We start from the raw sequence: 22,541 nt of genomic DNA on the forward strand, positions 1-22,541 counted from the left end.
GGTACGCCGTCAGTCCCGTTGGGTGCCGACGCCGTCCCTGAACGTGCCCGGGGGGAACTCGATCTCGTCCCAGTCGGTCGGCAGCTCGGGCAGCGTTTCGTTGGTGCCGTCCTCGCCCGGGTCCGGGGACAGCCGGTTCTCCGGGCCGTCGTCGTTCCGGTTCCGGTCCCGATCGCGGTCCCTGTCGCGGTCGCGGTCCCGATCGCGGTCACGGCCCCGGTCGTCGTCGTCCTCGTCCTCGTCGTTCTCGGCACGGGGCACCTCGACCTGGGTGAAGCTGGTCGGCGCGACGCCCGCGAGGGCGCCCGTCATCGCCTGGCGCCAGATGGGCCCGGCGACGCCGGCGCCGCTGGCCCGCTCGTAGAACTGGCCGCCGATGGTGATGTTCTCCATCGGCATCAACGTCTGGTCGCCGCCGACCCGGACCGCCGTGGAGAGCTGCGGCGTGTAGCCGACGAACCAGACGTTCTTCCGCTCGTCGGTGGTGCCGGTCTTCCCCGCGTTGTCGCGGTCGGTGAGGCCCACGGCCTGGCCGGTGCCGTCCTCGATCACGCCGCGCAGCATCATGTTGATGGTCTGCGCGGTCCTGGCTCCCATGACCTGGGTGCACTCGGAGCCGGGAACGCTCAGCTCCTCGCCGTCCGCGTTGGTCACGCCGGTGATCGCGATCGGCTCGCAGTAGGTGCCCTCGTTGGCGAAGGCCGCGTAGGCGCTGGCCATCATCAGCGGCGTGGTCTCCTGGCCGCCGAGGGTGACGGACGGGTTGGCCTCAAGCGGTTCGTCGCTGCCGCGCTCGACGCCGAGCCTGGCGGCCATGGTGATGGTCTCGCAGAGGCCGGCCTCGCGCTCCAGCTCGGCGAAGTAGGTGTTGATGGACTGACCGAGCGCATCGGTCATATCCCATTCGCCCGTTTCGTCCTCGCGCTCGTTCTTCAGCGTCCACTCGCGCTCCTCGGCGGACCCGCGCGGCACGCCGTCGCAGTCGCGGAAGTCGGCCATCGGCAACGTGATCTCGTGGTCGGTCTCGTAGGTCTGCGCCGGGGAGATGCCCCGCTCAAGGGCGGCGGCCGCGGTGAACGGCTTGAAGGTCGAGCCCGGCTGGAAGCCGTAGGCGGTGCCGCCCATCTCCGACGAGACGGTGAGGTTGATGCTGGTCTCGTTCTCGCCGTAGCCATAGGGGCGGCTCTGCGCCATGGAGACGATATGCCCCGAACCGGGCTCGACCTGGACGACCGCCGCCGTGACCGGCTCGGACGCGCTCGCGCCGTCCCGCGCGGCCTGGGCCGCCGCCTGCTGGGCCTGGGGGCGCAGCGTCGTCCTGATCGTCATGCCGCCGAGCGCCCACTGGGCCTGGCGCTCCTCGTTGGTCTCGCCGAAGACGGGGTTCCTGAGGAACTCGTGGCGGACGTACTCGCAGAAGAAGCCGGCCTCGTTGGTGGCGGTGATGCAGCCGTTCCTGGCCTCGCTGATGGCCAGGCCGAGATCGGCGGCCTTCGCCTCCTCCGCCTCGGCCTCCGTGATGTCGCCCACTTCCAGCATGCGGTTGAGCACGGTGTTACGTCGGTCTATCGCGGCCTGCTCGTTACTGACCGGGTCGTACTGGCTGGGCGACTGGACCAGACCGGCGAGCAGCGCCGCCTCGTGCAGTTCGAGGTCGGCGGCCGACTTGGAGAAGTACCGCTGGGAGGCCGCCTCGACGCCGTACGCCTGCTGGCCGAAGTACGTGATGTTGAGATAGTTCTCCAGGATCTGGTCCTTGGACAGCTCCTGTTCGAGCTGTATCGCGTACTTCATCTCGCGGATCTTGCGCCCGAGCCCCGCGGCGCCCGACTGCGTGGTGGCCTCGGCCACCGCCTCCTGGTCCTCGCCGGCCGCCTCGACGAAGACGTTCTTCACATACTGCTGGGTGAGCGTCGAGGCGCCCTCGGAGACGCCGCCGGACTCCAGGTTGCGGTTCAGCGCCCGCAGGATGCCGCGCAGGTCGACGGCGCCGTGCTCATAGAACCGGGCGTCCTCGATGGCGACGATGGCGTCCCGCAGATCCTCCGCCATGGCGTCGAACGGGACCACCGTGCGGTCCCTGAAGTAGACGTCGGCGATCTTGTTGCCCTCGGCGTCCAGAATGGTGGTCTTCTGGCTCAGCGGCGGGCGCTTCATCATGGCCGGGATCTCGTCGAACCCCTGCGCGGTGCCACGCGCGGCGAGGCCCAGCGCTCCGACGGCCGGCAGGGCGAGCCCCGCGAGCACGCCTCCGGCCAACACGCTGACTCCGAGGAACTTGGCCACCTGCTGAATCGCGCTCAGCCCGCCACCAGGACGCTTCCTACCCATGGGGACCAGCCTACGTTCTCAAACGCCGGACAGGGCCTCGGGTGTTCGCCTAGGCTTCTTACCGTTCACACAAAGCGCCACCAGTCAAGCGCGGCTTCACCCGTAGGGGTGACATGGCAAAGAGGTTGTGCCGCATCTCCACATCTCTCTCCGGTGCCCTGACCTGCCGCTCTGAACATTCACCCAGTCGAGTGACTTCAGCCTTCCCATAGTCCGATCGGGCCATTCAAGATTAGGCCCACTGGGGGTGTTGTGGTCTGGCAGCCTTCCGTAACGTCCTCAACTGGCAAGGGTGAATATGCCACTTGCCGCCGTGGGGGAGCCTCGATTCGGGAGAGGACGGCACCGGCATGGGCTGGGTTACCGACTGGAGTGCGCAGGCGGCCTGTCGCACAACAGATCCGGATGAGTTGTTCGTTCAGGGTGCGGCACAGAACCGCGCCAAGGTGGTCTGCACCGGTTGTCCGGTGCGCACGGAGTGCCTCGCCGACGCGTTGGACAACCGTGTGGAGTTCGGCGTGTGGGGCGGGATGACGGAGCGCGAACGGCGTGCGCTGCTGCGCAGGCGCCCCACGGTCACCTCGTGGCGCCGCCTGTTGGAGACCGCGCGCACGGAGTACGAGCGCAGCGTGCGGTACAGCCAGGGCGCCCGCTACGAGGACTCCTACGACGAGTCCTTCGAGGAGTGGGCCAACGTGGGATAAGCGAAGGTGCGCGGATAGGCAGCGAATAAGCGCGAACATGCGAAACGGTGTTCGTCTCTTGCGTGTTCCGCTCGCTGATGTGCGGTTCCGCGCAATCACGGCAAGAAAGTGATCGCCGTGCCGGGAGGGGCGGGTCAACGTTGGCGGCCTTGCCAACGTTGGAAACGCGCGAAACGGTGAGTGTGGCGATGCCGCGCGCCGGCGCGCACCACTCGGAATCGTAGGGCGCGCATAACGGTGGTTCGCGCCGTTGTGGCGCTATGCAACGCGAGTGGCGCTTGTGGCGGGCCGGGTAAAGGTCGCGGATTGCGTCGGGCAATGGCCGCTCGGCCGCCGCGAGGTCGCCCGAGGTTCGCCGCGAGGCCGCCCGGGATTGGTCAGGATCGCTCGCCGCGAGGCGCCACGCGTTCGTTTCTGCCCGGATCGTGGCTGTTCGGGGTGGTTTTCGGCGTGCGCGGGATCGCTCGGGCGCCGCGCCGCCCAGTCCTGGCGCTCCCGTGGCTGGCTGGCCGGCTCGTCAGCCCAGGAGTTCGCCGATGGCGCGGAGCCCCGCCAGATCGTGGACATCGGCCGGCAGCGCCGCCACCTCGACCACCGGCACCTTCGGATGCAGCGCGGTGAAGCGCGCCCTGGTGCGGCTCTCACGCGCCAACTGGCGCATGTGCTCGGCATGAACCCGCAGCAGGCCGGCGGCCACGGCGTCCACGGGATCGGCGGGGGGCGCAACCGTCGGGGATGAGCGCTGGGGGGAGCGCGCTTCGGGAGAGCGACGGCTGGGCGGCTGAACCCGCTCGGAGCCGGATGTGTTTGTCGGCCCGGTCTCTGTCTGCCCGGTCGGATCATCGGCCATGCCGTCGGGCACAAGATTTTTTGCCGCCGGGCGCCCCGACGGGCTCCCGGTCTCCGGCGATTCGGCCGTCTCCAGCGATTCGGCGGCGGCCAGCGCGCGTTCGGCGCTCAGCTCGGCGGCGTCCGAGGCGTGGACCCGGTTGAGCACCAGACCGGCCAGCGGCATGCGGTCGGCGGCCAGCCGCTCGACGAAGTAGGCGGCCTCGCGCAGCGCGTCCCGCTCGGGCGCCGCCACCACAAGGAACGCGGTCCCGGGGGCCTGGAGCAGCCGGTACGTGGCGTCCGCGCGGCTGCGGAAGCCGCCGAAGGTGGTGTCCAACGCGGCGACAAAGGCCTGCACATCGCGGATCAGGCCGGCCCCCACCACCTTGTCGAGGGTGCCGGTGAAGCGGGACAGGCCCGCCAGGCCCAGATCCATCACCTTGCGGCCGGCGCGACCGCCCACCTTCGCCGGGCCCATCAGCACCCGGATGAACCGTCCGTCCAGAAACGAGCCGAGCCGCTGGGGCGCGTCCAGGAAGTCGAGCGCCGAACGGCTCGGCGGCGTGTCGACAACGATCAGGTCCCACTCGTCCCGGGCCACCAGCTGGCCCAGCTTCTCCATCGCCATGTACTCCTGGGTGCCGGCGAAGCCGGCGGAGAGCGACTGGTAGAAGGGGTTCTCCAGAATGGCCCTGGCCCTGGCCGGTTCGGCGTGCGCCTCGACGGTCTCGTCGAAGGTGCGCTTCATGTCCAGCATCATGGCGAACAGCTCGCCGCCCGCCGCGCCGTCGATGCCGGGCACCCGGCGCGGCACGTTGTCCAACTCGGCCAGCCCCATCGACTGCGCCAGGCGGCGTGCGGGGTCGATCGTCAACACCACGACGCGCCGGCCCCGTTCGGCCGCGCGCAGGCCCAGGGCGGCGGCCGTGGTGGTCTTGCCGACGCCCCCCGAGCCGCAGCAGACCACGATGCGGGTCGCGGCCTCGTCCAGGAGCGGGTCGAGGCGAAGCGGTGGAACGTCGGCGACCACGGCGTCCCCGGCCGGTCCTTCCTCCCGCATGGGGTTCACCGGGGTCATCGGGCTCCTCCTCCGGTCGGCGCGGTGTCCGCGACGGCGTGGGCGGTCCTGGCGGCCGGGGGCGTGGTCACCACGGGTGTTCCCGCAACCGACGGGCCTGCCGGTAGAGGCCGGCCAGGTCGGCGCCCTCGGCGAGCAGCGGCAGCTCACGCAGCGGCAGGCCCAGGGCCGCCAACTCGGCGCGCCGGGCCGCCTCAAGCCGGGTGCGCTCGGCGCGCGCCGCGCCCTCCGCGAGCAGCGGCTCGACCAGGCGTTCCGCGTTGGGTAGCCCGGCGCGGCGCAGCGCGTCGGCCAACGCAGCCCGGTCGGCCGCCGCGGGGGCGCCAGCCGGGGCCGGGACCGGCGGCCGGACCAGGTTGACGATCACGGCGCCGACCGGGAGTTCGGCGGCGCGCAGCTCGGCGACGCCGTCGGCGGTCTCCTGGACCGGCATCTCCTCCAGCAGCGTCACCAGATGGACGGCGGTCTCGGCCGACCGCAGCACCCGCATCACGGCCTGGGCCTGGTGGTGGACGGGCCCCATCCGGGCCAGCCCGGCGATCTCGTGGTTGACCCCGAGGAACCGGGCGATCCGACCGGTCGGCGGGGCGTCCATCACCACCGCGTCGTACACGAAGCCACCGTCGGGCCGGCGCCGCCTGACCGCCTCGCACGCCTTGCCGGTGAGCAGCACATCGCGCAGCCCGGGGGCGATGGTGGTGGCGAAGTCGATGGCGCCGATCCGGCGCAGCGCCCGGCCGGCGCCGCCCAGCTTGTAGAACATCTGGAGATAGTCGAGCAGGGCCCGCTCGGCGTCGATGGCCAGCGCGTACACCTCCCCGCCGCCGGGGCCGATCGCGATGCGACGCTCCTCGTAGGGCAGCGCCTCGGTCTCGAAGAGCTGGGCGATGCCCTGGCGGCCCTCGACCTCGACCAGCAGGGTGCGCCGCCCCTCGTCGGCCAGCGCCAGCGCGAGCGCGGCGGCGACGGTGGTCTTTCCCGTGCCGCCCTTACCGCTGACCACGTGCAGTCTGCGTTCTGGGGTCACGCCGGCGAGCCTAACGACCCCACGTTACGGGCCCGCTCGCGGAGGCCGTTCGTGGGGCCGCTGTCGGTGGTGGTGGCTAGAGTGTCGGCCATGAAGAAGTGGGAATACGTGACGGTGCCGCTCCTGGTCCACGCGACCAAGCAGATTCTGGACAACTGGGGCGAGGACGGCTGGGAGTTGGTGCAGGTCGTGCCGGGCCCCAACGCCGAGCAGCTGGTGGCCTACCTCAAGCGCGAGAAGCAGGCGTGAGCTCGGTGAGCGGGGTCGAGGAGCGGCTGGCCGGGCTGGGGTTGGCGCTGCCGCCGGTGGTTCCGCCGGTGGCCGCCTATGTGCCGGCCGTGGCCAGCGGCAACTACGTGTACACCTCGGGCCAGGTGCCGCTGGTCGACGGCGAGCTGCCGGTGGCGGGGAAGGTCGGCGCCGAGGTCACGCCCGAGCAGGCCAAGGACCTGGCGCGGATCTGCGCGCTCAACGCCCTCGCCGCGGTGAAGTCGGTGGCCGGCGATCTGGATCGGGTGGCCAGGGTGGTCAAGGTGCTGGGCTTTGTGGCCTCGGCGCCCGGGTTCACCGGGCAGCCGCAGGTGATCAACGGCGCCAGCGAGCTGTTGGGGGAGGTCTTCGGCGAGCGCGGCCGGCACGCGCGCAGCGCGGTCGGGGTGGCGGTGCTGCCGCTGGACGCGCCGGTGGAGGTCGAGGTGCAGGTGGAGCTGATCGACGGCTGAGCCCTCCGCCGCCCGGGTGCGCGGTCGGTGGCTTCGGGTAGAACTGACCGCATGACTGATTCCGTGTCCGACGACCCAGGGAACGAGCGCACGTCCGACGGCCGCACGTCCGGCGGCCCCTCCGAAGTCCCCGACTGGGAGCTGCGGTTCAGGGCGCCCCGGGTGAGCCTGCCGCGCTGGGCCCGCGAGGCGCCCGACCGTTCGCTCTTTGTCTCCGATGTCACCGGCACCTTCGAGCTGTACACCTGGGACCGCGCCACCGATGCGCGGCGGCAGGCCACCGACCGGCCCAATGGCACGGTCTCGGGCGGTCTTTCGCCGGACGGCGAGTGGGTCTGGTGGTTCGACGACACGGACGGCGACGAGTTCGGCGTCTGGCGGCGGCAGCCGTTCCACGGCGGGCCCGACGAGCCGGCCGTGCCCGGGCTCGCCGCCGCCTACCCCAGCGGTCTGGCCCTCGGCCGGGACGGCACGGTGGTGGTCGGGCGGGACACGGAGGAGGACGGCACCACTCTCCATGTGCGGCTCCCCGGCGCCGCCGAGCCCACGGAGATCTACCGGCACCGGCAGTCCGCCGGCGTCGGCGCCCTCTCCTACGACGCCTCGCTGTTGGCCGTCGAGCACACCGAGCACGGCGACGCCATGCACTCCGCGCTGCGGGTGATCCGGCTGGACGGTTCGCCCGTCGCCGAGTTGGACGACACGGCGGGCGGCACGGTCGAGTCGGGCCTCTCCGCGTTGGGCTTCGCCCCGCTGGCCGGAGACAGCCGGCTGCTCGTGGGCCATCAGCGGCACGGCCGCTGGGAGCCCCTGCTGTGGGATCCGCTCACCGGCGAGCAGCGCGAGCTGGCCCTGGGGCTGCCGGGCGATCTGCACGCCGAGTGGTATCCGGACGGCTCGGCGCTGCTGGTCGCGCACAGCTATCAGGCCCGCGACGAGCTGTACCGCTACGGCCTGGCGGACGGTGGGTTGACCCGCCTCGACACCCCGGCCGGCACCATCTCCGGCGCCACGGCCCGCCCTGACGGCGAGGTGGAGTTCCTGTGGTCGTCGGCGGCCGAGCCGCCCCAGGTGCGGTCGACGACGGGGCGGACGGTGCTTGAGCCGCCCGGCAGCAGGGCGCCGAGGTCGGTGCCGGTGACGGACGCCTGGGTGGAAGGACCCGGCGGCAAGGTCCACGCGCTGGTGCAACAGCCCCCGGGCGAGGGCCCGTTCCCCACCGTGTTCGATATCCACGGCGGTCCGACGGCGCATGACAGCGATGCCTTCACCGCGGGGATGGCGGCCTGGGTGGACCACGGTTTCGCGGTGGTCAGGGTCAACTACCGGGGATCCACGGGCTATGGCCGCGCCTGGACGGACGCGCTCAAGATCCGCGTCGGCCTGATCGAGCTGGAGGACATCGCCGCCGTCCGGGAGTGGGCCGTCGCCTCGGGGCTGGCCGATCCGGAGCGGCTGGTGCTCACCGGCGGGTCCTGGGGCGGCTATCTCACCCTGCTCGGCATCGGCACCCAGCCGAAGAACTGGGCGGTCGGCGTCGCCGTCGTCCCCGTCGCCGACTATGTCGCGGCCTACGAGGACGAGATGGAGGCGCTCAAGGCGATGGACCGCACGCTGCTGGGCGGCTCGCCCGACGAGGTCCCGGACCGCTGGGCCGCGTCCTCGCCGATCACCTATGTCGACGATGTGCGGGCCCCGGTCTATATCTCGGCCGGCGTCAACGACCCCCGCTGCCCGATCCGCCAGATCGAGAACTATGTGGAGAGGCTGACGGAGCGCGGGCACCCCCTTGAGGTGTACCGCTATGACGCGGGGCACGGATCGCTGGTGGTGGAGGAGCGGATCAAGCAGGTGGCGCAGGAGATCAGGTTCGTGCGAGATCATCTGCCGGGCGGTCCGGCGGCAGCCCGCTAGCCTGCCGCCGTCGGCCCTCGGGATCTCCCGGGCCGCCGGGGGCCCGCGGGCCCCCGGGGCCAGGGGGGTTGCCGGGGTCGCCCTTCGGGCCCCGGCCGTCGTCGGTCAGCCCCAGCTCGGCGTCGCGGAGCGTCTCGACCTCGCGGCGGAAGAGGCGGAACCACATGAAGAGCGTGAAGCCGGCGAAGACAAACCACTCGGCGGTGTAGCCGAGGTTCTGGAAGGCGTCCAGATCCAGGCCCGTTCCGCTGGGCGCCGTCGCCGGCACCGCCACCAGCGGCGCCGCCGGCTCCCGCACGGTGATCCAGGCGTCCTCGACCGGGTAGGGCAGCAGGTTGATCAACGAGGCGGCGCCGATCACGCCCAGCTCGCCGCCGGCCAGCCCCTCGGTCTTGCCACTGACCTGGCTCGGCGACTCCGCCGCCTGCAGGGCCCCGACGACGGTCACCTCCCCGGCCGGCGGTTCCGGCACCTGCGCGGGATCGGCTGCTCCCGGCAGCCAGCCGCGCACCACCGGCACGGCCGGGGAGCCGTCGGCGGGCAGCAGCGGCGTCAGCACGAAGAAGCCGCGCCGCCCCTCGATCATCCGCTCCGGCACCAGCAGTTGGTTCTCGGTATCGAAGGTGCCGGTGGCCTCCGCCTGGCGTCCCACCGTCTCGGTGGTCAGCGGCAGCAGCTCGGCCACCGGACGCACCTCGCCCGTTCCCTCGGCCAGCTTCTGCTGTTCGCGGTGCGACTCCACCTGGTTCTCGAACCGGCCCAGCTGCCAGATGCCGGCGAGCAGGCAGATGGGAACGGCGAGCACCACGAAGATGTTGATCGTCCACCAGCGGGGAGTCAGCAGAAACCGGTACACGGGGTCAACGGTACTTCCGCTTGTCGCCGGGCCACGCGCCGGGCCATGCGGGCGGCCATGCGCCTGAGTGCGCCGGCCGCGGTCTCGTTCAGCTCGCCGCGGCGGTCAGGACGCCGGTGCGGTAGATCGTTCCCGAGCAGACTCCGTCCAGCTGGATCCGGGCCGCCTCCGGCTCCCCCGCTTCGGGGGTGTAGCGCAGGACGACGCCCTCGCCCTCGCTGCCGCCCTCGACCGGCGGGGTGCCGGTGTCGCCGCTGCCGCCGCCGTCGCCGTCCCCCGGGTTGGCCGAGCCGCCGTCGCCGTCTCCCGGCGTGCCGGAGCCGCCGTCGGCGCCGCCGTTCTCGTCGCCGCCGGCGCCCGAGTCCCCGCTGCCGCCGTTGCCTCCGTCGTTGCCACCGTTCCCGCTGCCACCGTTCCCGCTGCCACCGTTCCCGCTGCCGCTGTTCCCGCTGCCGCTGTTCCCGCTGCCGCTGTTGCCGCTACCGCCGTTCCCGTTGCCGTTGTTCGCGCCCTCACTGGGGTCGGGGGTGCTCGGCCCCTCGGATCCGGTCGATCCGGATCCCGAGCCCGAGCCGGATCCCGATCCGGATACCGAGCCCGTGTCCTCGCCGCCACCGCCGCTGGCCGAGCCCTCCGGGTCGACGGGGTGGAGCTGGGTCCGATAGGAGGTGCCGGGCGTCGGCGTGGCCGCGATCGCGCAGCCGCCCACCGCGTTGTCCGGGACCCAGGCGAAGCGCACCTCGTATGCCTCGCCGGGGGGCAGGATCAGCTCCTGGTGCGCCTCGGCCGGCGTCGGCAGGCCGGTCGCGCGGTCTCCCTCGGTGCGGTTGACGACCCGCACCCTGGTGGTGCCCGAGGTGTCCGAGAGCACCGCCAACTCACCCTCACCGGTGACCCGGCACGGCTCGGCGGAGACATTGGAGAGTCGGATCAGGCCGTAGATCCGCCCCTCGGCGTCCGGGGTCTCCGTCCAGGTGGCCACGCGGCCGAGCTGCTCGCGGGCGCAGTGCGGCGAGGTGACGCCGAGCGTCTCCCGGGAGTCGCTTGTCCCGTCGTCGCCCGGTTCGCCGCTGGGGAACGGGGAGCCGTCGTCGTCCGGGGCGCCGCCGCCCCAGTCCTCGTCCAGGCCGCCGCCACCGCCGGCGTGATAGGGCGCGCCCGGCTCGCCGTAGTCGCCGTCCTGGGTCCAACCGCCGCCGCCCCGACCGCTCTCCGTGTCCATGGCGACGCCCTGGTCGCCCTCCCCGGTGGAGGCCACGCTGGCCATCAGCGGAGCGCCGATCCCCAGCAGCGCCACCGAGGCCGCCGTGCCCAGCAGCATCTGTCGCCGCCGGCGGCGGCGCATCGGCACCGCCTCGTGCAGTGTGGCCAGGGCGTGTGTGTCCGGCTCCAGTTCGCTGACGGCGTCGTGCAACAGGAGGCGCAGCTGTTCCTCTTCGAGGGAGCCGGGCGGGTCGAGCTCGACCCGATCCGGCGCGTCGGCCGCCGGCGGCGGAGTCTGCTGCTCGGACTGCTCGTGCCGGCCGCGTCGGTCTCGTCGCTCGCGTCCGTCCCCCGGCTCGGGCGGTGGCTGCGCGGCCGGGGGAACGTGGTCCCGCCCCGGCGGCTCGTCGCGGGCATCCGTCGGCGCCCGGTCCGGCTGCTGCCGGAAACCGGGTTCGTGTGCTGTCATCTGGCGGCCTCCATGGCGACGCGCAGCGCCGCGATGCCACGCGAGCCGTATGCCTTGACCGAGCCGGCCGAGATGCCCAGGGCCTTGGCCACCTCGGCCTCCGACATGTCGGCGAAGTAACGCAGCACGAGCACCTCGCGCTGTCTGCGTTGCAGTCCGCGCATCGCCTTGATCAGATCGGCGCGCTCCAACTGCTCGTAGGCGCCCTCCTCGGCGCTGGCCATGTGCGGAAGGGGCTTGCTGAGCAGCTTCAGGCCGATGATCCGACGGCGCAGGGCGGAACGGGAGAGGTTGACCACGGTCTGGCGCAGGTACGCCAGCGTCTTGTCCGGGTCGCGGACGCGGTTGCGGGCCGAGTGGACACGGATGAACGCCTCCTGCACGACGTCCTCGCAGGAGGCGGTGTCGTCGAGCAGCAGCGCGGCCAGGCCGAGCAGCGAGCGGTAGTGCGCCCGGTAGGTCTCGGTCAGGAAGTCAACGGTGGTGCCCTCAGCCATCGCGTCGTCCGCACCCTCGCCGATGGCGGGGATGCGACTCGGTCGCGCCGCGGGCAGTGGCGCGGTCACGGCCCCGCTCCCGGCTCCTGCCGAGCTGGGGCGGGGGAAAGGGCGAGCGGGCGTTGCCATGAATTCGAGGACCTCTGCCACGCCTGTTGGACACGTTCTCCCCCGCGAAGGTTGTACGGCGCGGGCAGACTGATAGGTATCGGGTGTATTGCCCTCATCTACGCCGCCCTGCCGTCGATGCCCTGGTCTGGTCGGTACCTCGCGCCGATGAAAAGGCGCGCCAAAGACTCTCCCCGCACCGCTGGTGGTGTGTTGCGGTGCGGGGAGAGGAAATCGTCTCTCGGGCGCTCGGTCCGTAGCAAGCCGTCCCAGCCTACGAGTTGGTCACGAGAGATTCACAACCGACCAACCTCGGACAACTCTGATTAGCCACTCGCGGGTAGCCGATCAGCGAAGGGCGCCGGGACGCGTCCGGGACACCTCCGGAACGCGGCACGTTCCAGCGTTCCGTAGGTTCAGCGCCCGGTTCCCCCGTAGACCACGGCCTCGTCGCTGTCGCTGTCGAGACCGAAGGCGGTGTGCACCGCCCGCACCGCCGAGTTGGCGTCGTCCTCACGGGTGACCACCGAGATGCGGATCTCCGACGTCGAGATCAGCTCGATGTTGACCCCCGCGTTGGACAGCGCCTCGAAGAACGTCGCCGTGACCCCGGGGTTGGTCTTCATTCCCGCGCCGACCAGCGAGATCTTGGCGATCTGGTCGTCGTAGCGCAGCGCGTCGAAGCCGATCAGGGAACGTTGCCGCTCCAGCGCCTCGATGGCCTTGCGCCCCTCGGCCTTGGGGAGCGTGAACGAGATGTCCGTGAGCCCGGTCGACGCGGCCGAGACGTTCTGCACCACCATGTCGATGTTGATGGTGGCGTCCGCGATGGTCCGGAAGATCTTCGCCGCCTCGCCCGGCTTGTCGGGCACGCCCACCACGGTGACCTTGGCCTCCGAGGTGTCGTGGGCGACCCCCGAGATGATTGCCTGTTCCACCGGTTCCCCTTCCTGCTGACGGCTCCCGACCCAGGTTCCGGGCTTTCCCGAGAACGACGACCTGACATGGATCGGGATGTTGTAACGGCGGGCATACTCCACACAGCGGTGGAGCAGCACCTTGGAGCCGGAACTGGCCAGTTCCAGCATGTCCTCGAAGGAGATCCAGTCGATCTTCCTGGCCTTTTTCACCACTCGGGGGTCGGCGGTGAACACGCCGTCGACATCGGTGTAGATCTCGCACACCTCGGCGTCGAGGGCGGCGGCCAGGGCCACGGCCGTGGTGTCGGACCCGCCCCGGCCCAGGGTCGTGATGTCCTTGCTGCCCTGAGACACTCCCTGAAAGCCCGCGACGATCGCGATATTGCCCTGATCGACCGAACTCTTGATACGACCCGGCGTGACATCGATGATGCGGGCCTTGTTGTGCACGGCGTCGGTGATGACGCCGGCCTGACTCCCGGTGAACGACTGCGCCTCGTGCCCCAACGACGTGATCGCCATCGCCAACAGGGCCATGGAGATCCGTTCTCCGGCGGTCAGCAACATGTCCAGTTCCCGCCCGGAGGCGACGGGGGACACCTCCGCGGCGAGATCCATCAGCTCATCCGTCGTATCGCCCATCGCCGAGACCACGACCACCACCTGGTGACCGTTCTTCTTGGCCTCGACAATCCGCTTGGCGACCCGCTTGATACCTTCGGCATCGGCAACGGAGGAGCCGCCGTACTTCTGCACGACAAGGCCCACGTGTGCTCGCTCCTCGTGTAAGTCACTCTCCGCAGTCACTGTGGGGACTGCGGCCGGCTGAATACTACCGAGCGAAGCGAAGACCCCGCCCGTCCAGCGACGACCCCTGCCCGCTGGACGGGGGAACACACCGAAACAAGCACGAAACGTAATCGACCTCACATCGGCAGTAGATGGCGGAAATCGATCACGATGGTGTGGTCGGTCAAGGCGTCCACGGCATAGACAAGGCACAGATATGGAAGCGCGTGGCCTGGAAGAACTGACCGAAGTGTCCGAGCCGGCCTGGCCCGAACTCGTCAGCAAGGTGTCCTCGGCCGCCCTCCCGGTGGAGATCGTCCCGGCGGATCCGGCGCTCGGCCGGGCCACCCTGCTGCAGCTCCAGGTGACCGCCCGCTCCCACCTGGGCGCCTTCGCCCTGCACTGCGGCGGCCTGCTGGTGGACGACGGCTGGCTGCGGGTCTTCGGCAGCGCGACGCCGCGCAACCCCGGCGGACTGCCGGGACTCGCCGAGGTGAACGTGTTCCCCGAGCGCTTCGACCCCGACTGGCGCCCGAGCCCCGGGCTGATCGTCGCGCAGGACGTGCTCGGCGGGACCTTCGCCGTCAACGACGACGACCCGGCCGCCGCCGGCCGGCCGGGACAGCCGGGGGAGGTGGTCTACTTCGCCCCCGACACCCTGCGCTGGCAGGCGCTGGCGCTCCCGTACGAGGGGTGGCTCGACTGGGTGCTCGCCGGCGAGCCGACCGACTTCTACCGGAAGCTGCGCTGGCCCGGCTGGCGCGCGGACAGCCGCGCCCTGGAGACCGCGACCGACGGCATCTCGCTGGTGCCGCCGCTCTGGTCGCTCGAAGCCCAGCGGGATCTGGCCGGCACCAAGCGGCAGGCGGTGCCCATGGCCGAGCTGCTGGGGCTCCACCACCGGTACGCCCGGCAACTGACCCAGGCCGACCCGGGCTTTCTCGGCGTCACCGACGGGCTGGACTGAGACGGGGCCGGGGCGGGGCGCGGGCCCCGTCCCGGCGGCGTCCGTTCCGGCCCCGGCGCCCGTCTGGGCAGCGGCCCTATCCGGGCATATCGTTTGATTGTGGGTGTTTCTCGGCATGGTTCAGGGATCTCCTCGCTCGGCCCGTTGCTGCTCGACGCCCTGACGGAGACCGGCGCCTACGGGGGCGCGGCATATCTGCTGCGGCCCGGCTCGAACACTCTGCGGCTGGCGATGATCTGCGGCGTTCCCCCCGAGCTGGCCTGGCCATGGCTCCGGGTCCGGCTGGACGCCCGGCTTCCGGTGGCCGAGGCGGCCAGGGAACACCGGCTGGTCTGGCAGGACGTCCAGGGGCGCGGCGAGGTCGCGGGCGACGACCGCCAGGCGGCGATGGGCATGCCCTACGCCTTCGCGATGGGCTCGGCGCCCGTCGTGGACGAGTCCGGCGGCGCGCCCCTCTGCCGAGGCGCGGTCTCCCTGTTCTGGCCCGCCTCCCACCCGCCGCGACCCACCGAGGCCGAGCAGGCCGGACTCCACCGACTCTGTCGGCGGATGGCGGACGTCATCCGAACGGCGGACGGCAGACGGGCGCCGCTGCTCCCGGGCGACGAGCCCCGGGTGCTGGAACGTCCCCGGGCCCGCACCCCGGAGCCCGACGAGGCGCTGGCCGCCGTCGACCTGGTGGAGCTGCTGCCCGAGGGATGGTGCGTCGTGGATCTGACGGGCGTGGTGACCCACGCCAACGAACGGGCGGCCGAACTGCTCGGCACCACGGTCGACGAGCTGGTCGGCGGACGGCCGCACCGGGCGTTGCCCTGGCTGCGCGACCCGGTGGTGGCCGATCGGTACCGAACGGCGATCTTCAGTCGAGAGCCGGTTTCGCTCACCGCACGACGGCCACCTGATCACTGGCTTTCGTTCCGGGTCTATCCGGGACCGCGCGGCCTGGGCATCAGCATCAACGTCGCCGCCAAACCCGGCCCGGACGGTGTGGCCGCCGGACTGGAGGAATCCCGGCTCCCCACCTCGCCGGCCGAGGGCGGGGCCCTCTACCAACTGGTTCAGCTCGCCGCCTCGCTCACCCAGGCGGTAGGCGTCAAAGATGTGGTGGAAACGGTCGCCGACCAGCTGATTCCCGCGTTCGACGCGCAAGCGGTCATTCTCTTTGTCGCCGAAGGCGGTCGTCTACGGTCCGTCGGCTACCGGGGCTTCACCCCCGAGACCATCGAACGCTATGACAACCAGCCGCTCTACCCGCCGCCCTCGCCCGCGGCCCACGCCCTGGTCAGCCGCGCGCCGGCGTTCTACGCCTCGACCGAGGCGCTGCTGCGCGACCACCCGCACCTACGGCCGTCACCCGATCTGCACGCCTGGGGATTTCTGCCGCTGACCACTTCTGGTCGATCCGTTGGCTGTTTCGTGCTGGCCTACGACCGGGAGCATCCCTTCTCGGCCGAGGAACGAGCGATGTTGACCTCGTTGTCCAGCCTGATCTCCCAGGCGCTGGACCGGGCCAGGCTCTATGACGCCAAGCACCAGCTGGTCCTCAGCCTCCAGGCCGGGCTCCTCCCGCACCGCCTGCCCGATCTCCCGGGACTCGCCGTCGCCGCCCGGTATCTACCGGCGACCGAGGGCATCGAGATCGGCGGCGACTTCTATGACGTGATCCCGCTCGACGAGCACAACACCGCACTGGCGATCGGCGACGTCCAGGGCCACAACGTGACGGCCGCCGCCCTGATGGGACAGGTCAGAACGGCGGTCCACGCGACCGCCGGCGTCTCCCCCGGAGAGGTGCTGAGCCGGACCAACCGGCTGCTCACCGACCTCGACCCCGGCCTCTTCACCAGCTGCCTCTACGCTGAGTACGACCGCGCCACGCACCGCCTTCGGCTGGCCAGCGCCGGACACCCACCCCCGGTGCTGCGCCGCCCGGACGGCACCACCACCCTGCTGTCGGCGCCCCCCGGACTGCTGCTCGGGATCGACCCGGACGCCCAGTACCAGGAGGTCGAGATCCCCCTGCCCCCTGGCTCGGTGCTGGTGATGTACACCGACGGGCTGATCGAGACCCCGGGCGAGGACCTGGAGGACTCCGCACTCCGGATGGCCGACCAGCTGCTCGGCGCCGACGACCAGCGGATGGACGTCCTCGCCGACCGGCTGCTGCACGGCACCGACCACGCGGAGACCCGAAGCGACGACATCGCGCTGCTGCTTCTGCGCACCGGCGACTGACGGGGCGCGCCCCGTCGTCCTCGCGCAGGTGCCCCTCGTGTTTGCTCGCCCCGGCGTCGGTGCCTCGTGTCGGTCGGCCCGGCGTCGGTGGCCCTAGCCTCGGTCGGCCGTGTTGAGGCCGAGGGGGGCGCCGATCTCGGCGGCCATCACCCGGCCCGCCTGCCGTTCCAGATCGCCGTCCTCGGCCGCGCTGTCCGTGTCCAGGCCGTTCAACTCGGCGAGCGGCGTGTTCAGTCGGACATGCGCCACCAGGGACTGCAACGCGCGGAGCGCCGCGCTGGCCGTGGGGCCCCAGTTCGTCAGATAGGAGAACTGCCACCACCACAGCGCCTCGCTGACCCGGCCCTCGCGGTAGTGCGCCATGCCATGCCGCAGATCGCTGATGATGTTCGCCAGATCATCGGATATCCGCGCCGCGACCGGCTTGCTGTGCGGCACATAGGGGTCGAAGACCTCCGAGTACACGTCGACGGGCGTCAGCAACGCCGCCAACCGCTCGCGCAACTCGTCCATGTCCGGGTCGGGGCCCGTGTCCGGCTCGTAGCGCTCATCCGGGACGATGTCCTCGTGGGCGCCCAACCGGCCGCCGGCGAGCAGGAGTTGCGAGATCTGCAACAGCAGATACGGCACCGCGCTGTCCGGATCGTCCCCTCTGGCCACCTCGGTGACCGCGACCACAAAGCTCTCGACATGGTCCGAGATCTGCACGGAGAAGCTGTCGGGCCCCGCGGTAGTCGCCGGCGCTCCCTCCCCGCGGCCCAGCCGACCGGCCTGCTCGATCTGGTCCATCGGCGTCTGATCGATACCGGTACCGCTCGTCGCGTCGGACATCAGGCGGTCGCCTCCCCAACGGTCCCCGCTGTCGCGGTCACGTTCATCGTGGTCACGTTGATCACGCCCATGGCGCTCATCGCGTTACACATCGAGCAGGCGCCTACCCTCAAAGGCGCGGCCCAAGGTGACCTCGTCGGCATACTCCAAGTCTCCCCCCACGGGCAGCCCGCTGGCTAGCCGGGTGACCCGGAGACCCATGGGGCTTACCATGCGCGCCAGGTAGGTGGCGGTGGCCTCGCCCTCCAGATTGGGGTCGGTCGCCAGGATCAGCTCCATGACCGAGCCGTCGGCGAGCCGAGCCAGCAACTCCCGGATCCGCAGGTCGTCGGGGCCGACCCCGTCGATCGGGCTGATCGCCCCGCCCAGCACGTGGTAGCGGCCACGGAACTCGCGGGTGCGCTCGATGGCCACCACGTCCTTGGGCTCCTCGACCACGCAGATCACCGAGGGGTCGCGACGCGGGTCGGCGCAGACCCGGCAGTGCTCCTCCTGGGCGACGTTGCCGCACATCGTGCAGAACCGCACACGCTCCTTGACCTCGGTCAGGGCATGCGCGAGCCGGCGCACATCGGCCGGCTCGGACTGGAGGATGTGGAAGGCGATCCGCTGGGCGCTCTTCGGACCGACGCCCGGGAGCCGGCCCAGCTCATCGATGAGTTCCTGGACTACGCCCTCATACACGGGATGCCTCTTCCTGTTCTCCCCTTGCCCGACCCACCGTCGCCCCGCTCACGCCGCGCCCCGATGGCACCGTCGTCTCGCGCACCGTTGCCCCGTGCACCGTTGTCCCGTGCACCGTTCGAGCCCGGCGACATGACGGGCGTGGCGCGCGTGGCGCGCGTGGCGGACACACCGCTGTCGGCCATGTCGTCAGAGCGGCAGGCCGGGGATGCCGCCGCCGGCGCCGCCCAGGCCCTGGGCGAGCGGGCCCAACTTGGCCTTGGCCAGCTCCGAAGCGGCGTTGTTGGCGTCCCGCACGGCGGCGATCACCAGATCCGCCAGCGTCTCCGTGTCCTCCGGGTCCACCGCGGCGGGCGAGATCTCCAGGGCGGTCAACTCGCCGGAGCCCGTGACCGTGGCCTTGACCAGGCCACCGCCCGCGCTCCCCTCGACCGGGGTCTCGGCCAGCTCCTGCTGCGCCGTGGCGAGGTCCTGCTGCATCTTCTGGGCCTGCTGCAGCAACTGCTGCATATCGACCCCACCGCCACCAGGGAACACGGGCTTCACTCCTGGGCTATCGACAACAAATCCGTACCCCTGAGCGTACGGGCTCCCGTCGCCCGGGTCTCACTCGTGGTGAATCTCCTCAAGAACCGTCGCTCCCAGCTCCCGAACGATCAACTCGTAACCGCTGAGCGCGGTGTCGTCGAGATCGGCGTCATCCTCGGCCGGCATATCGTCCTCGGCGGCCACCCGGGGACGCGGCGGGCTCGGCGGACTCGGCGCCTGGGCGACCGGCGGCGGGCTCTCGGGAGCGGCCGCCTGCCGGGACGGCTCGGGAGCGCCCGGCCGCTGCCCGGGAGCCGGCGCCGGCGCGGCGGGACGGGAGGCCGGCGGGGGCGCCGCAGGCGCCGGCGGGGCCACCGGGCCCGGGGGAGCGGGACGCAGGCCGCCGCCACCCCCGCCGCCCTGGTCGACCACCGCCTCGATCCGCCAGGACACGCCCATGCGGTCGTTGAGCGCCTGGCGCAGCACGTCCTCGCTGCCGCTGTTCACGAAGTTGTCCTTGGCCCCGGGGGAGGCGAAGGAGAGCCGCAGCGTGCTGCTGGCGCTGTCGAAGCCGACGACCTCGGCGTTCTGGCTCAGCAGGATCCAGCTGTAGCGGCGGCGACCCTTCACCGCCTCCAGGATGTCCGGCCAGAGCTGCCGCACCTGGGCGGGATCGCCGGTGCCGCCGGCGGGTTGCTGCGGCGCGGACTGCGGTGACCTGGGTTGTTGCGGGGCGGGCTGCTGCGCCGGCGGCGTGGTGGGGGCGGTGGGGGAGGCCGGCGCGGCGGAACCTGGCCAGGCCCCGGGACGGGCCCCGCCGCCCCCACCCGGCCACGCGCCCGGTGCGGGCTGCGGCGCCTGTGCGGGTGGCGGCGCCTGCGCGGCGGGAGGCTGCGGGGCGGGTGGTTGCGCGACCGGTGGTGGGGCGGCTGGCGCTTGGGCGACCGGTGGTTGGGCGACCGGTGGTTGCGCGGTCGGTGGCTGGGCTGCGGGTGGTTGGGCGGGGGGAGGCGCGGGCGCCGGGGTCGCCGCGGCCGGCGACACACCCCGCTCCAACCTGTCCAACCGGCTCTGGAGGGAGCGTTCGTCCCCGTAGGCGGCGGGCAGCAGCACCCGCGCACAGATCAACTCAAGCTGCAACCGGGGCGAGGTGGCGCCCCGCATCTCCGTCAACCCCGTGTTGACCAGATCGGCGGCCCGGCTCAGCTCGGCGGCGCCCATGCCCGCCGCCTGCGCGCGCATCCGATCCAGCACGTCCACGGGGGCGTCGATCAGCCCCTTGTCGGCGGCGTCGGGCACCGCGGCCAGAATCAACAGATCGCGGAGCCGCTCCAACAGATCCATCACAAAGCGGCGGGGATCATGACCGCCCTCGATCACCCGATCCACCACGCCGAAGGCGGCGGCACCGTCGCCGGCGGCGAAGGCGTCGACCACGCTGTCCAGCAGTGCGCCGTCCGTGTACCCGAGCAGGGCGGTGGCCATCTCATAGGTGACTCCGGCCGTGTCCGCGCCGGCGAGCAGCTGGTCCATCACGGACATGGAGTCCCGCACCGAACCCGCGCCGGCCCGCACCACCAGCGGCAACACCGTCTCCTCGACCGGGATCGCCTCGCTGGCGCAGACCTCGGCGAGATACTCGCGCAAGGTGCCCGGGGGGACCAGCCGGAACGGGTAGTGGTGGGTCCGCGACCGGATGGTGCCGATGACCTTCTCCGGCTCCGTGGTCGCGAAGATGAACTTGAGGTGCTCGGGCGGCTCCTCGACCACCTTCAGCAGGGCGTTGAAGCCCGCCGAGGTGACCATGTGCGCCTCGTCGATGATGTAGATCTTGTAACGGCTGGCGGCCGGGCCGAAGAACGCCTTCTCCCGCAGATCCCGCGCGTCATCGACACCGCCGTGCGAGGCGGCGTCGATCTCGATCACATCGATCGAACCCGGACCGTTCCGCGCCAGATCCTGGCAGGACTGACACACCCCACAGGGGGTGGGTGTCGGGCCCTGCTCGCAGTTGAGACAACGGGCCAGGATCCGCGCGCTGGTGGTCTTACCACAGCCTCGCGGACCACTGAACAGATACGCGTGGTTGACCCGGTTGTTCCGCAGCGCCTGCTGCAGGGGGTCGGTGACATGCTCCTGCCCGATGACCTCGGCGAAGGTCTCGGGTCGGTAGCGGCGGTACAGCGCGAGGGAGGACACAACAACGACGATATAGGCCCCCACTGACACACAAGGGCCCCTCACGCACCCACCAGAGCCCACCTACCCTTGCTGCCTTCCGGCCCTGGGGGAGTTCAGTGAGATAGCGCCACGTGAGGGGCTGACGCCAACCCTACCGGATCCCACCCCCCACCCCCACCCCCGCATGCGGTTCGCGACCACTCCCCCAAGTCTTGTATCGTGTCCGGCGGAGGATTCGCCTAGTGGCCTAGGGCGCACGCTTGGAAAGCGTGTTGGGTTCACACCCTCACGAGTTCGAATCTCGTATCCTCCGCCCAGCCTTCACCGGGCTGTCACGAAGCCCCCGACCGTCTCGACGGCCGGGGGCTTCGTCGTTCTCCGTCTCACTTTCCGTCTCAGTCGGTCTGACTCAGCTGGTCGCCTGGTTTCCCCAGAGCGCGTCGCCGACCTGGCCCGCCACCTGCTTCAACATGGGCCCCGTGATGTGCATGTACCGCGCCCGCATCCGGGCCGCCCCACCCGGCTCCCATCCCATGATCGAGTCCACGACGACGTCCGGGACCTCGAGAATCAGCAACACCGTCGCGGCGGTGTGGCGAGCGTCATGCAGCCGGCCGTCTCGCACCCCGGCGTCCCGAAGAAGCCGCTTCCACACGTGGTAGTCCGTGTTGGGACTCAACGGTCCACCGGTCGGCGAGGCGAACACATAGCCCTTGTCTTCCCATGCTGCGCCGGCCGCCTCACGCTCCCGTTCCTGTTGCTCGCAGTGCTTCCGCAGCAACGTGACCACCGGTTCGGGCAGCCCGATCGTGCGACGTCCCGCCCGCGACTTCGTTGACTTGAACTCCCGTCGCACCTGCTTTCGTTGCGGGCAGTAGCCCGGTTTCCGGCCGCAGGTGTCGCCGCAGCCGTGCGCGTACCTCGGCCGCAACCGGTTCTTCCTGGTCCGCAGATAGCCGGCGGCCAGGTCCACGTCCTCCCAATGCAGCCCAAGCGCTTCCCCCTGCCGCAGGCCGAGCGCCAGGGCGACGACCCAACGCGCGCTGTTGCGGAGCTTGGACGCCTCCAGGAGCACCCGTTGCACCTCCTCGATGGTGAACGGTTCGATGTCCTCCTCTTCCAGCCGAGGCGCCTTGGCGATCTCCGCGACGTTGACCGTGAGGTGTCCCCGCCTGACGGCTTGGCCGAGGGCAACGCGAACGGTTCGGTGCACGTGGTGAGCCGTCGCGGCGGCGCTGCCGTTGCGCTGCATCTTCAGGTAGAAACGCTCCAGGTGCTCCGGCTTCAGCCCGTCGAGCCGATGGGCGCCGAGGCCCGGCACCAGGTGCACACGAACGTCCACCTCGTAGCCGTCGTAGGTGTTCTCGGACACGTACGGCTTGGCGATCTCCTTGACCCAGTGCTCAAGCCAGGCGCCGACCGTCCACCGATTCCCGGCCTTGCGCAGTTTCCCGGCGTCCCGCTGCCTCTCCAACTCCCGCACGGCCCGGGTGACGTCGGCCCGCGTCTTGCGTTCGACGTGCCGGCGGTCCGGCTTCCCGTCGTCGCGAACGCCCACGGTGACGCGGCCGTGCCACTTCCCATCTTTGCCGAGGTAGATCGAGGACGCTCCGTTGGGCTGCCGAGTCCGCTTCTTCGGTTCCTGCTGCTCCGTCATCGTTGCCCC

Annotated in this window: 18 protein-coding genes, 1 tRNA gene and 1 other RNA gene; 7 read left to right on the forward strand and 13 right to left on the reverse strand. The window is 71.2% G+C overall.

Annotation, left to right across the window (positions count from 1 at the left end):
* Positions 1-9: 9 nt before the first annotated feature.
* On the reverse strand, positions 10-2,331 hold the full coding sequence (locus tag AOM46_RS13015; protein WP_078856760.1) for a transglycosylase domain-containing protein: 2,322 nt from the start codon (positions 2,329-2,331) through the stop codon (positions 10-12).
* 350 nt (positions 2,332-2,681) lie between these two features.
* Here AOM46_RS13015 and AOM46_RS13020 point away from each other — a divergent pair, with 350 nt between their 5' ends.
* Positions 2,682-3,035 (forward strand): WhiB family transcriptional regulator, encoded by a 354-nt coding sequence (locus AOM46_RS13020; RefSeq protein WP_062210082.1) that lies wholly within the window; start codon positions 2,682-2,684, stop codon positions 3,033-3,035.
* Positions 3,036-3,552: 517 nt separating this feature from the next.
* Here the strand turns inward: AOM46_RS13020 and AOM46_RS13025 are convergent.
* Both AOM46_RS13025 and AOM46_RS13030 read right to left on the reverse strand, forming a co-directional pair.
* The gene (locus tag AOM46_RS13025; RefSeq protein ID WP_062210837.1) at positions 3,553-4,926 is read right to left on the reverse strand and encodes an ArsA-related P-loop ATPase; all 1,374 of its coding nucleotides are present in this window, start codon (positions 4,924-4,926) and stop codon (positions 3,553-3,555) included.
* An 85-nt stretch (positions 4,927-5,011) separates the two neighbouring features.
* Positions 5,012-5,971 (reverse strand): ArsA-related P-loop ATPase, encoded by a 960-nt coding sequence (locus tag AOM46_RS13030; RefSeq protein ID WP_062210085.1) that lies wholly within the window; start codon positions 5,969-5,971, stop codon positions 5,012-5,014.
* A gap of 90 nt (positions 5,972-6,061) precedes the next feature.
* Here AOM46_RS13030 and AOM46_RS34000 point away from each other — a divergent pair, with 90 nt between their 5' ends.
* From AOM46_RS34000 to AOM46_RS13040, 3 genes are read left to right on the forward strand one after another with little or no spacing between them, the layout of a single operon-like run.
* Positions 6,062-6,220: a DUF4177 domain-containing protein gene (locus tag AOM46_RS34000; protein ID WP_158920406.1), complete on the forward strand. Its 159-nt coding sequence runs from the start codon at positions 6,062-6,064 to the stop codon at positions 6,218-6,220.
* Between the two features lie 5 nt (positions 6,221-6,225).
* Positions 6,226-6,693 (forward strand): RidA family protein, encoded by a 468-nt coding sequence (locus AOM46_RS13035; RefSeq protein WP_062210840.1) that lies wholly within the window; start codon positions 6,226-6,228, stop codon positions 6,691-6,693.
* 51 nt (positions 6,694-6,744) lie between these two features.
* On the forward strand, positions 6,745-8,607 hold the full coding sequence (locus AOM46_RS13040; RefSeq protein ID WP_062210088.1) for a prolyl oligopeptidase family serine peptidase: 1,863 nt from the start codon (positions 6,745-6,747) through the stop codon (positions 8,605-8,607).
* On the opposite strand, the gene AOM46_RS13045 is transcribed toward AOM46_RS13040, so the two are convergent.
* The 4 genes from AOM46_RS13045 to AOM46_RS13060 all read right to left on the reverse strand — a co-directional run bounded on the left by AOM46_RS13045 (position 8,558) and on the right by AOM46_RS13060 (position 13,428).
* Positions 8,558-9,463, reverse strand: coding sequence for an SURF1 family protein (locus AOM46_RS13045; RefSeq protein WP_062210091.1), 906 nt, complete (start codon positions 9,461-9,463; stop codon positions 8,558-8,560). The genes AOM46_RS13040 and AOM46_RS13045 overlap by 50 nt on opposite strands.
* An 88-nt stretch (positions 9,464-9,551) precedes the next feature.
* Positions 9,552-11,135: a hypothetical protein gene (locus AOM46_RS13050; RefSeq protein ID WP_062210095.1), complete on the reverse strand. Its 1,584-nt coding sequence runs from the start codon at positions 11,133-11,135 to the stop codon at positions 9,552-9,554.
* Positions 11,132-11,761, reverse strand: coding sequence for a SigE family RNA polymerase sigma factor (locus tag AOM46_RS13055; RefSeq protein ID WP_062210096.1), 630 nt, complete (start codon positions 11,759-11,761; stop codon positions 11,132-11,134). The genes AOM46_RS13050 and AOM46_RS13055 overlap by 4 nt, the downstream gene beginning before the upstream one ends.
* A gap of 395 nt (positions 11,762-12,156) precedes the next feature.
* The gene (locus AOM46_RS13060) at positions 12,157-13,428 is read right to left on the reverse strand and encodes an aspartate kinase (RefSeq protein WP_062210099.1); all 1,272 of its coding nucleotides are present in this window, start codon (positions 13,426-13,428) and stop codon (positions 12,157-12,159) included.
* A 238-nt stretch (positions 13,429-13,666) separates the two neighbouring features.
* Between AOM46_RS13060 and AOM46_RS13065 the strand changes: the two genes are divergently transcribed.
* Positions 13,667-14,416: a DUF2625 family protein gene (locus tag AOM46_RS13065; RefSeq protein WP_062210102.1), complete on the forward strand. Its 750-nt coding sequence runs from the start codon at positions 13,667-13,669 to the stop codon at positions 14,414-14,416.
* Between the two features lie 99 nt (positions 14,417-14,515).
* Positions 14,516-16,651 (forward strand): SpoIIE family protein phosphatase, encoded by a 2,136-nt coding sequence (locus AOM46_RS13070; protein WP_107080057.1) that lies wholly within the window; start codon positions 14,516-14,518, stop codon positions 16,649-16,651.
* Between the two features lie 93 nt (positions 16,652-16,744).
* Here AOM46_RS13070 and AOM46_RS13075 read toward each other — a convergent pair whose 3' ends face one another.
* From AOM46_RS13075 to ffs, 5 genes are all read right to left on the reverse strand, one after another.
* Positions 16,745-17,440, reverse strand: a complete 696-nt coding sequence (locus AOM46_RS13075; RefSeq protein WP_078856810.1) for a DUF5063 domain-containing protein — start codon at positions 17,438-17,440, stop codon at positions 16,745-16,747.
* 126 nt (positions 17,441-17,566) lie between these two features.
* Positions 17,567-18,166 carry a recombination mediator RecR gene (gene recR, locus AOM46_RS13080; RefSeq protein ID WP_062210108.1) on the reverse strand — a complete coding sequence of 200 codons (600 nt, stop codon included), beginning with the start codon at positions 18,164-18,166 and terminating at the stop codon, positions 17,567-17,569.
* 189 nt (positions 18,167-18,355) lie between these two features.
* Positions 18,356-18,703, reverse strand: coding sequence for a YbaB/EbfC family nucleoid-associated protein (locus AOM46_RS13085; protein ID WP_078856762.1), 348 nt, complete (start codon positions 18,701-18,703; stop codon positions 18,356-18,358).
* Positions 18,704-18,772: 69 nt separating this feature from the next.
* Positions 18,773-20,893 (reverse strand): DNA polymerase III subunit gamma and tau, encoded by a 2,121-nt coding sequence (locus AOM46_RS13090; protein ID WP_062210845.1) that lies wholly within the window; start codon positions 20,891-20,893, stop codon positions 18,773-18,775.
* A gap of 29 nt (positions 20,894-20,922) precedes the next feature.
* An RNA gene (ffs, locus tag AOM46_RS13095) (signal recognition particle sRNA small type) lies at positions 20,923-21,019 on the reverse strand.
* A gap of 84 nt (positions 21,020-21,103) precedes the next feature.
* Between ffs and AOM46_RS13100 the strand changes: the two genes are divergently transcribed.
* Positions 21,104-21,188: transfer RNA gene (locus tag AOM46_RS13100), tRNA-Ser, on the forward strand.
* Between the two features lie 96 nt (positions 21,189-21,284).
* Here the strand turns inward: AOM46_RS13100 and AOM46_RS13105 are convergent.
* On the reverse strand, positions 21,285-22,532 hold the full coding sequence (locus tag AOM46_RS13105; RefSeq protein WP_062210114.1) for a tyrosine-type recombinase/integrase: 1,248 nt from the start codon (positions 22,530-22,532) through the stop codon (positions 21,285-21,287).
* Positions 22,533-22,541 lie beyond the last annotated feature (9 nt).

This window comes from Streptomyces sp. NBRC 109706, from assembly GCF_000974485.1.
GTDB lineage: Bacteria > Actinomycetota > Actinomycetes > Streptomycetales > Streptomycetaceae > Streptomyces.

Coding starts and splice junctions, on each gene's coding strand:
- AOM46_RS13015 (WP_078856760.1), bottom strand. CDS start 2,331: ATGGGTAGGAAGCGTCCTGGTGGCGGGCTGAGCGCGATTCAGCAGGTG.
- AOM46_RS13020 (WP_062210082.1), top strand. CDS start 2,682: ATGGGCTGGGTTACCGACTGGAGTGCGCAGGCGGCCTGTCGCACAACA.
- AOM46_RS13025 (WP_062210837.1), bottom strand. CDS start 4,926: ATGCGGGAGGAAGGACCGGCCGGGGACGCCGTGGTCGCCGACGTTCCA.
- AOM46_RS34000 (WP_158920406.1), top strand. CDS start 6,062: ATGAAGAAGTGGGAATACGTGACGGTGCCGCTCCTGGTCCACGCGACC.
- AOM46_RS13040 (WP_062210088.1), top strand. CDS start 6,745: ATGACTGATTCCGTGTCCGACGACCCAGGGAACGAGCGCACGTCCGAC.
- AOM46_RS13050 (WP_062210095.1), bottom strand. CDS start 11,135: ATGACAGCACACGAACCCGGTTTCCGGCAGCAGCCGGACCGGGCGCCG.
- AOM46_RS13055 (WP_062210096.1), bottom strand. CDS start 11,761: ATGGCAACGCCCGCTCGCCCTTTCCCCCGCCCCAGCTCGGCAGGAGCC.
- AOM46_RS13065 (WP_062210102.1), top strand. CDS start 13,667: ATGGAAGCGCGTGGCCTGGAAGAACTGACCGAAGTGTCCGAGCCGGCC.
- AOM46_RS13075 (WP_078856810.1), bottom strand. CDS start 17,440: ATGGACCAGATCGAGCAGGCCGGTCGGCTGGGCCGCGGGGAGGGAGCG.
- AOM46_RS13105 (WP_062210114.1), bottom strand. CDS start 22,532: ATGACGGAGCAGCAGGAACCGAAGAAGCGGACTCGGCAGCCCAACGGA.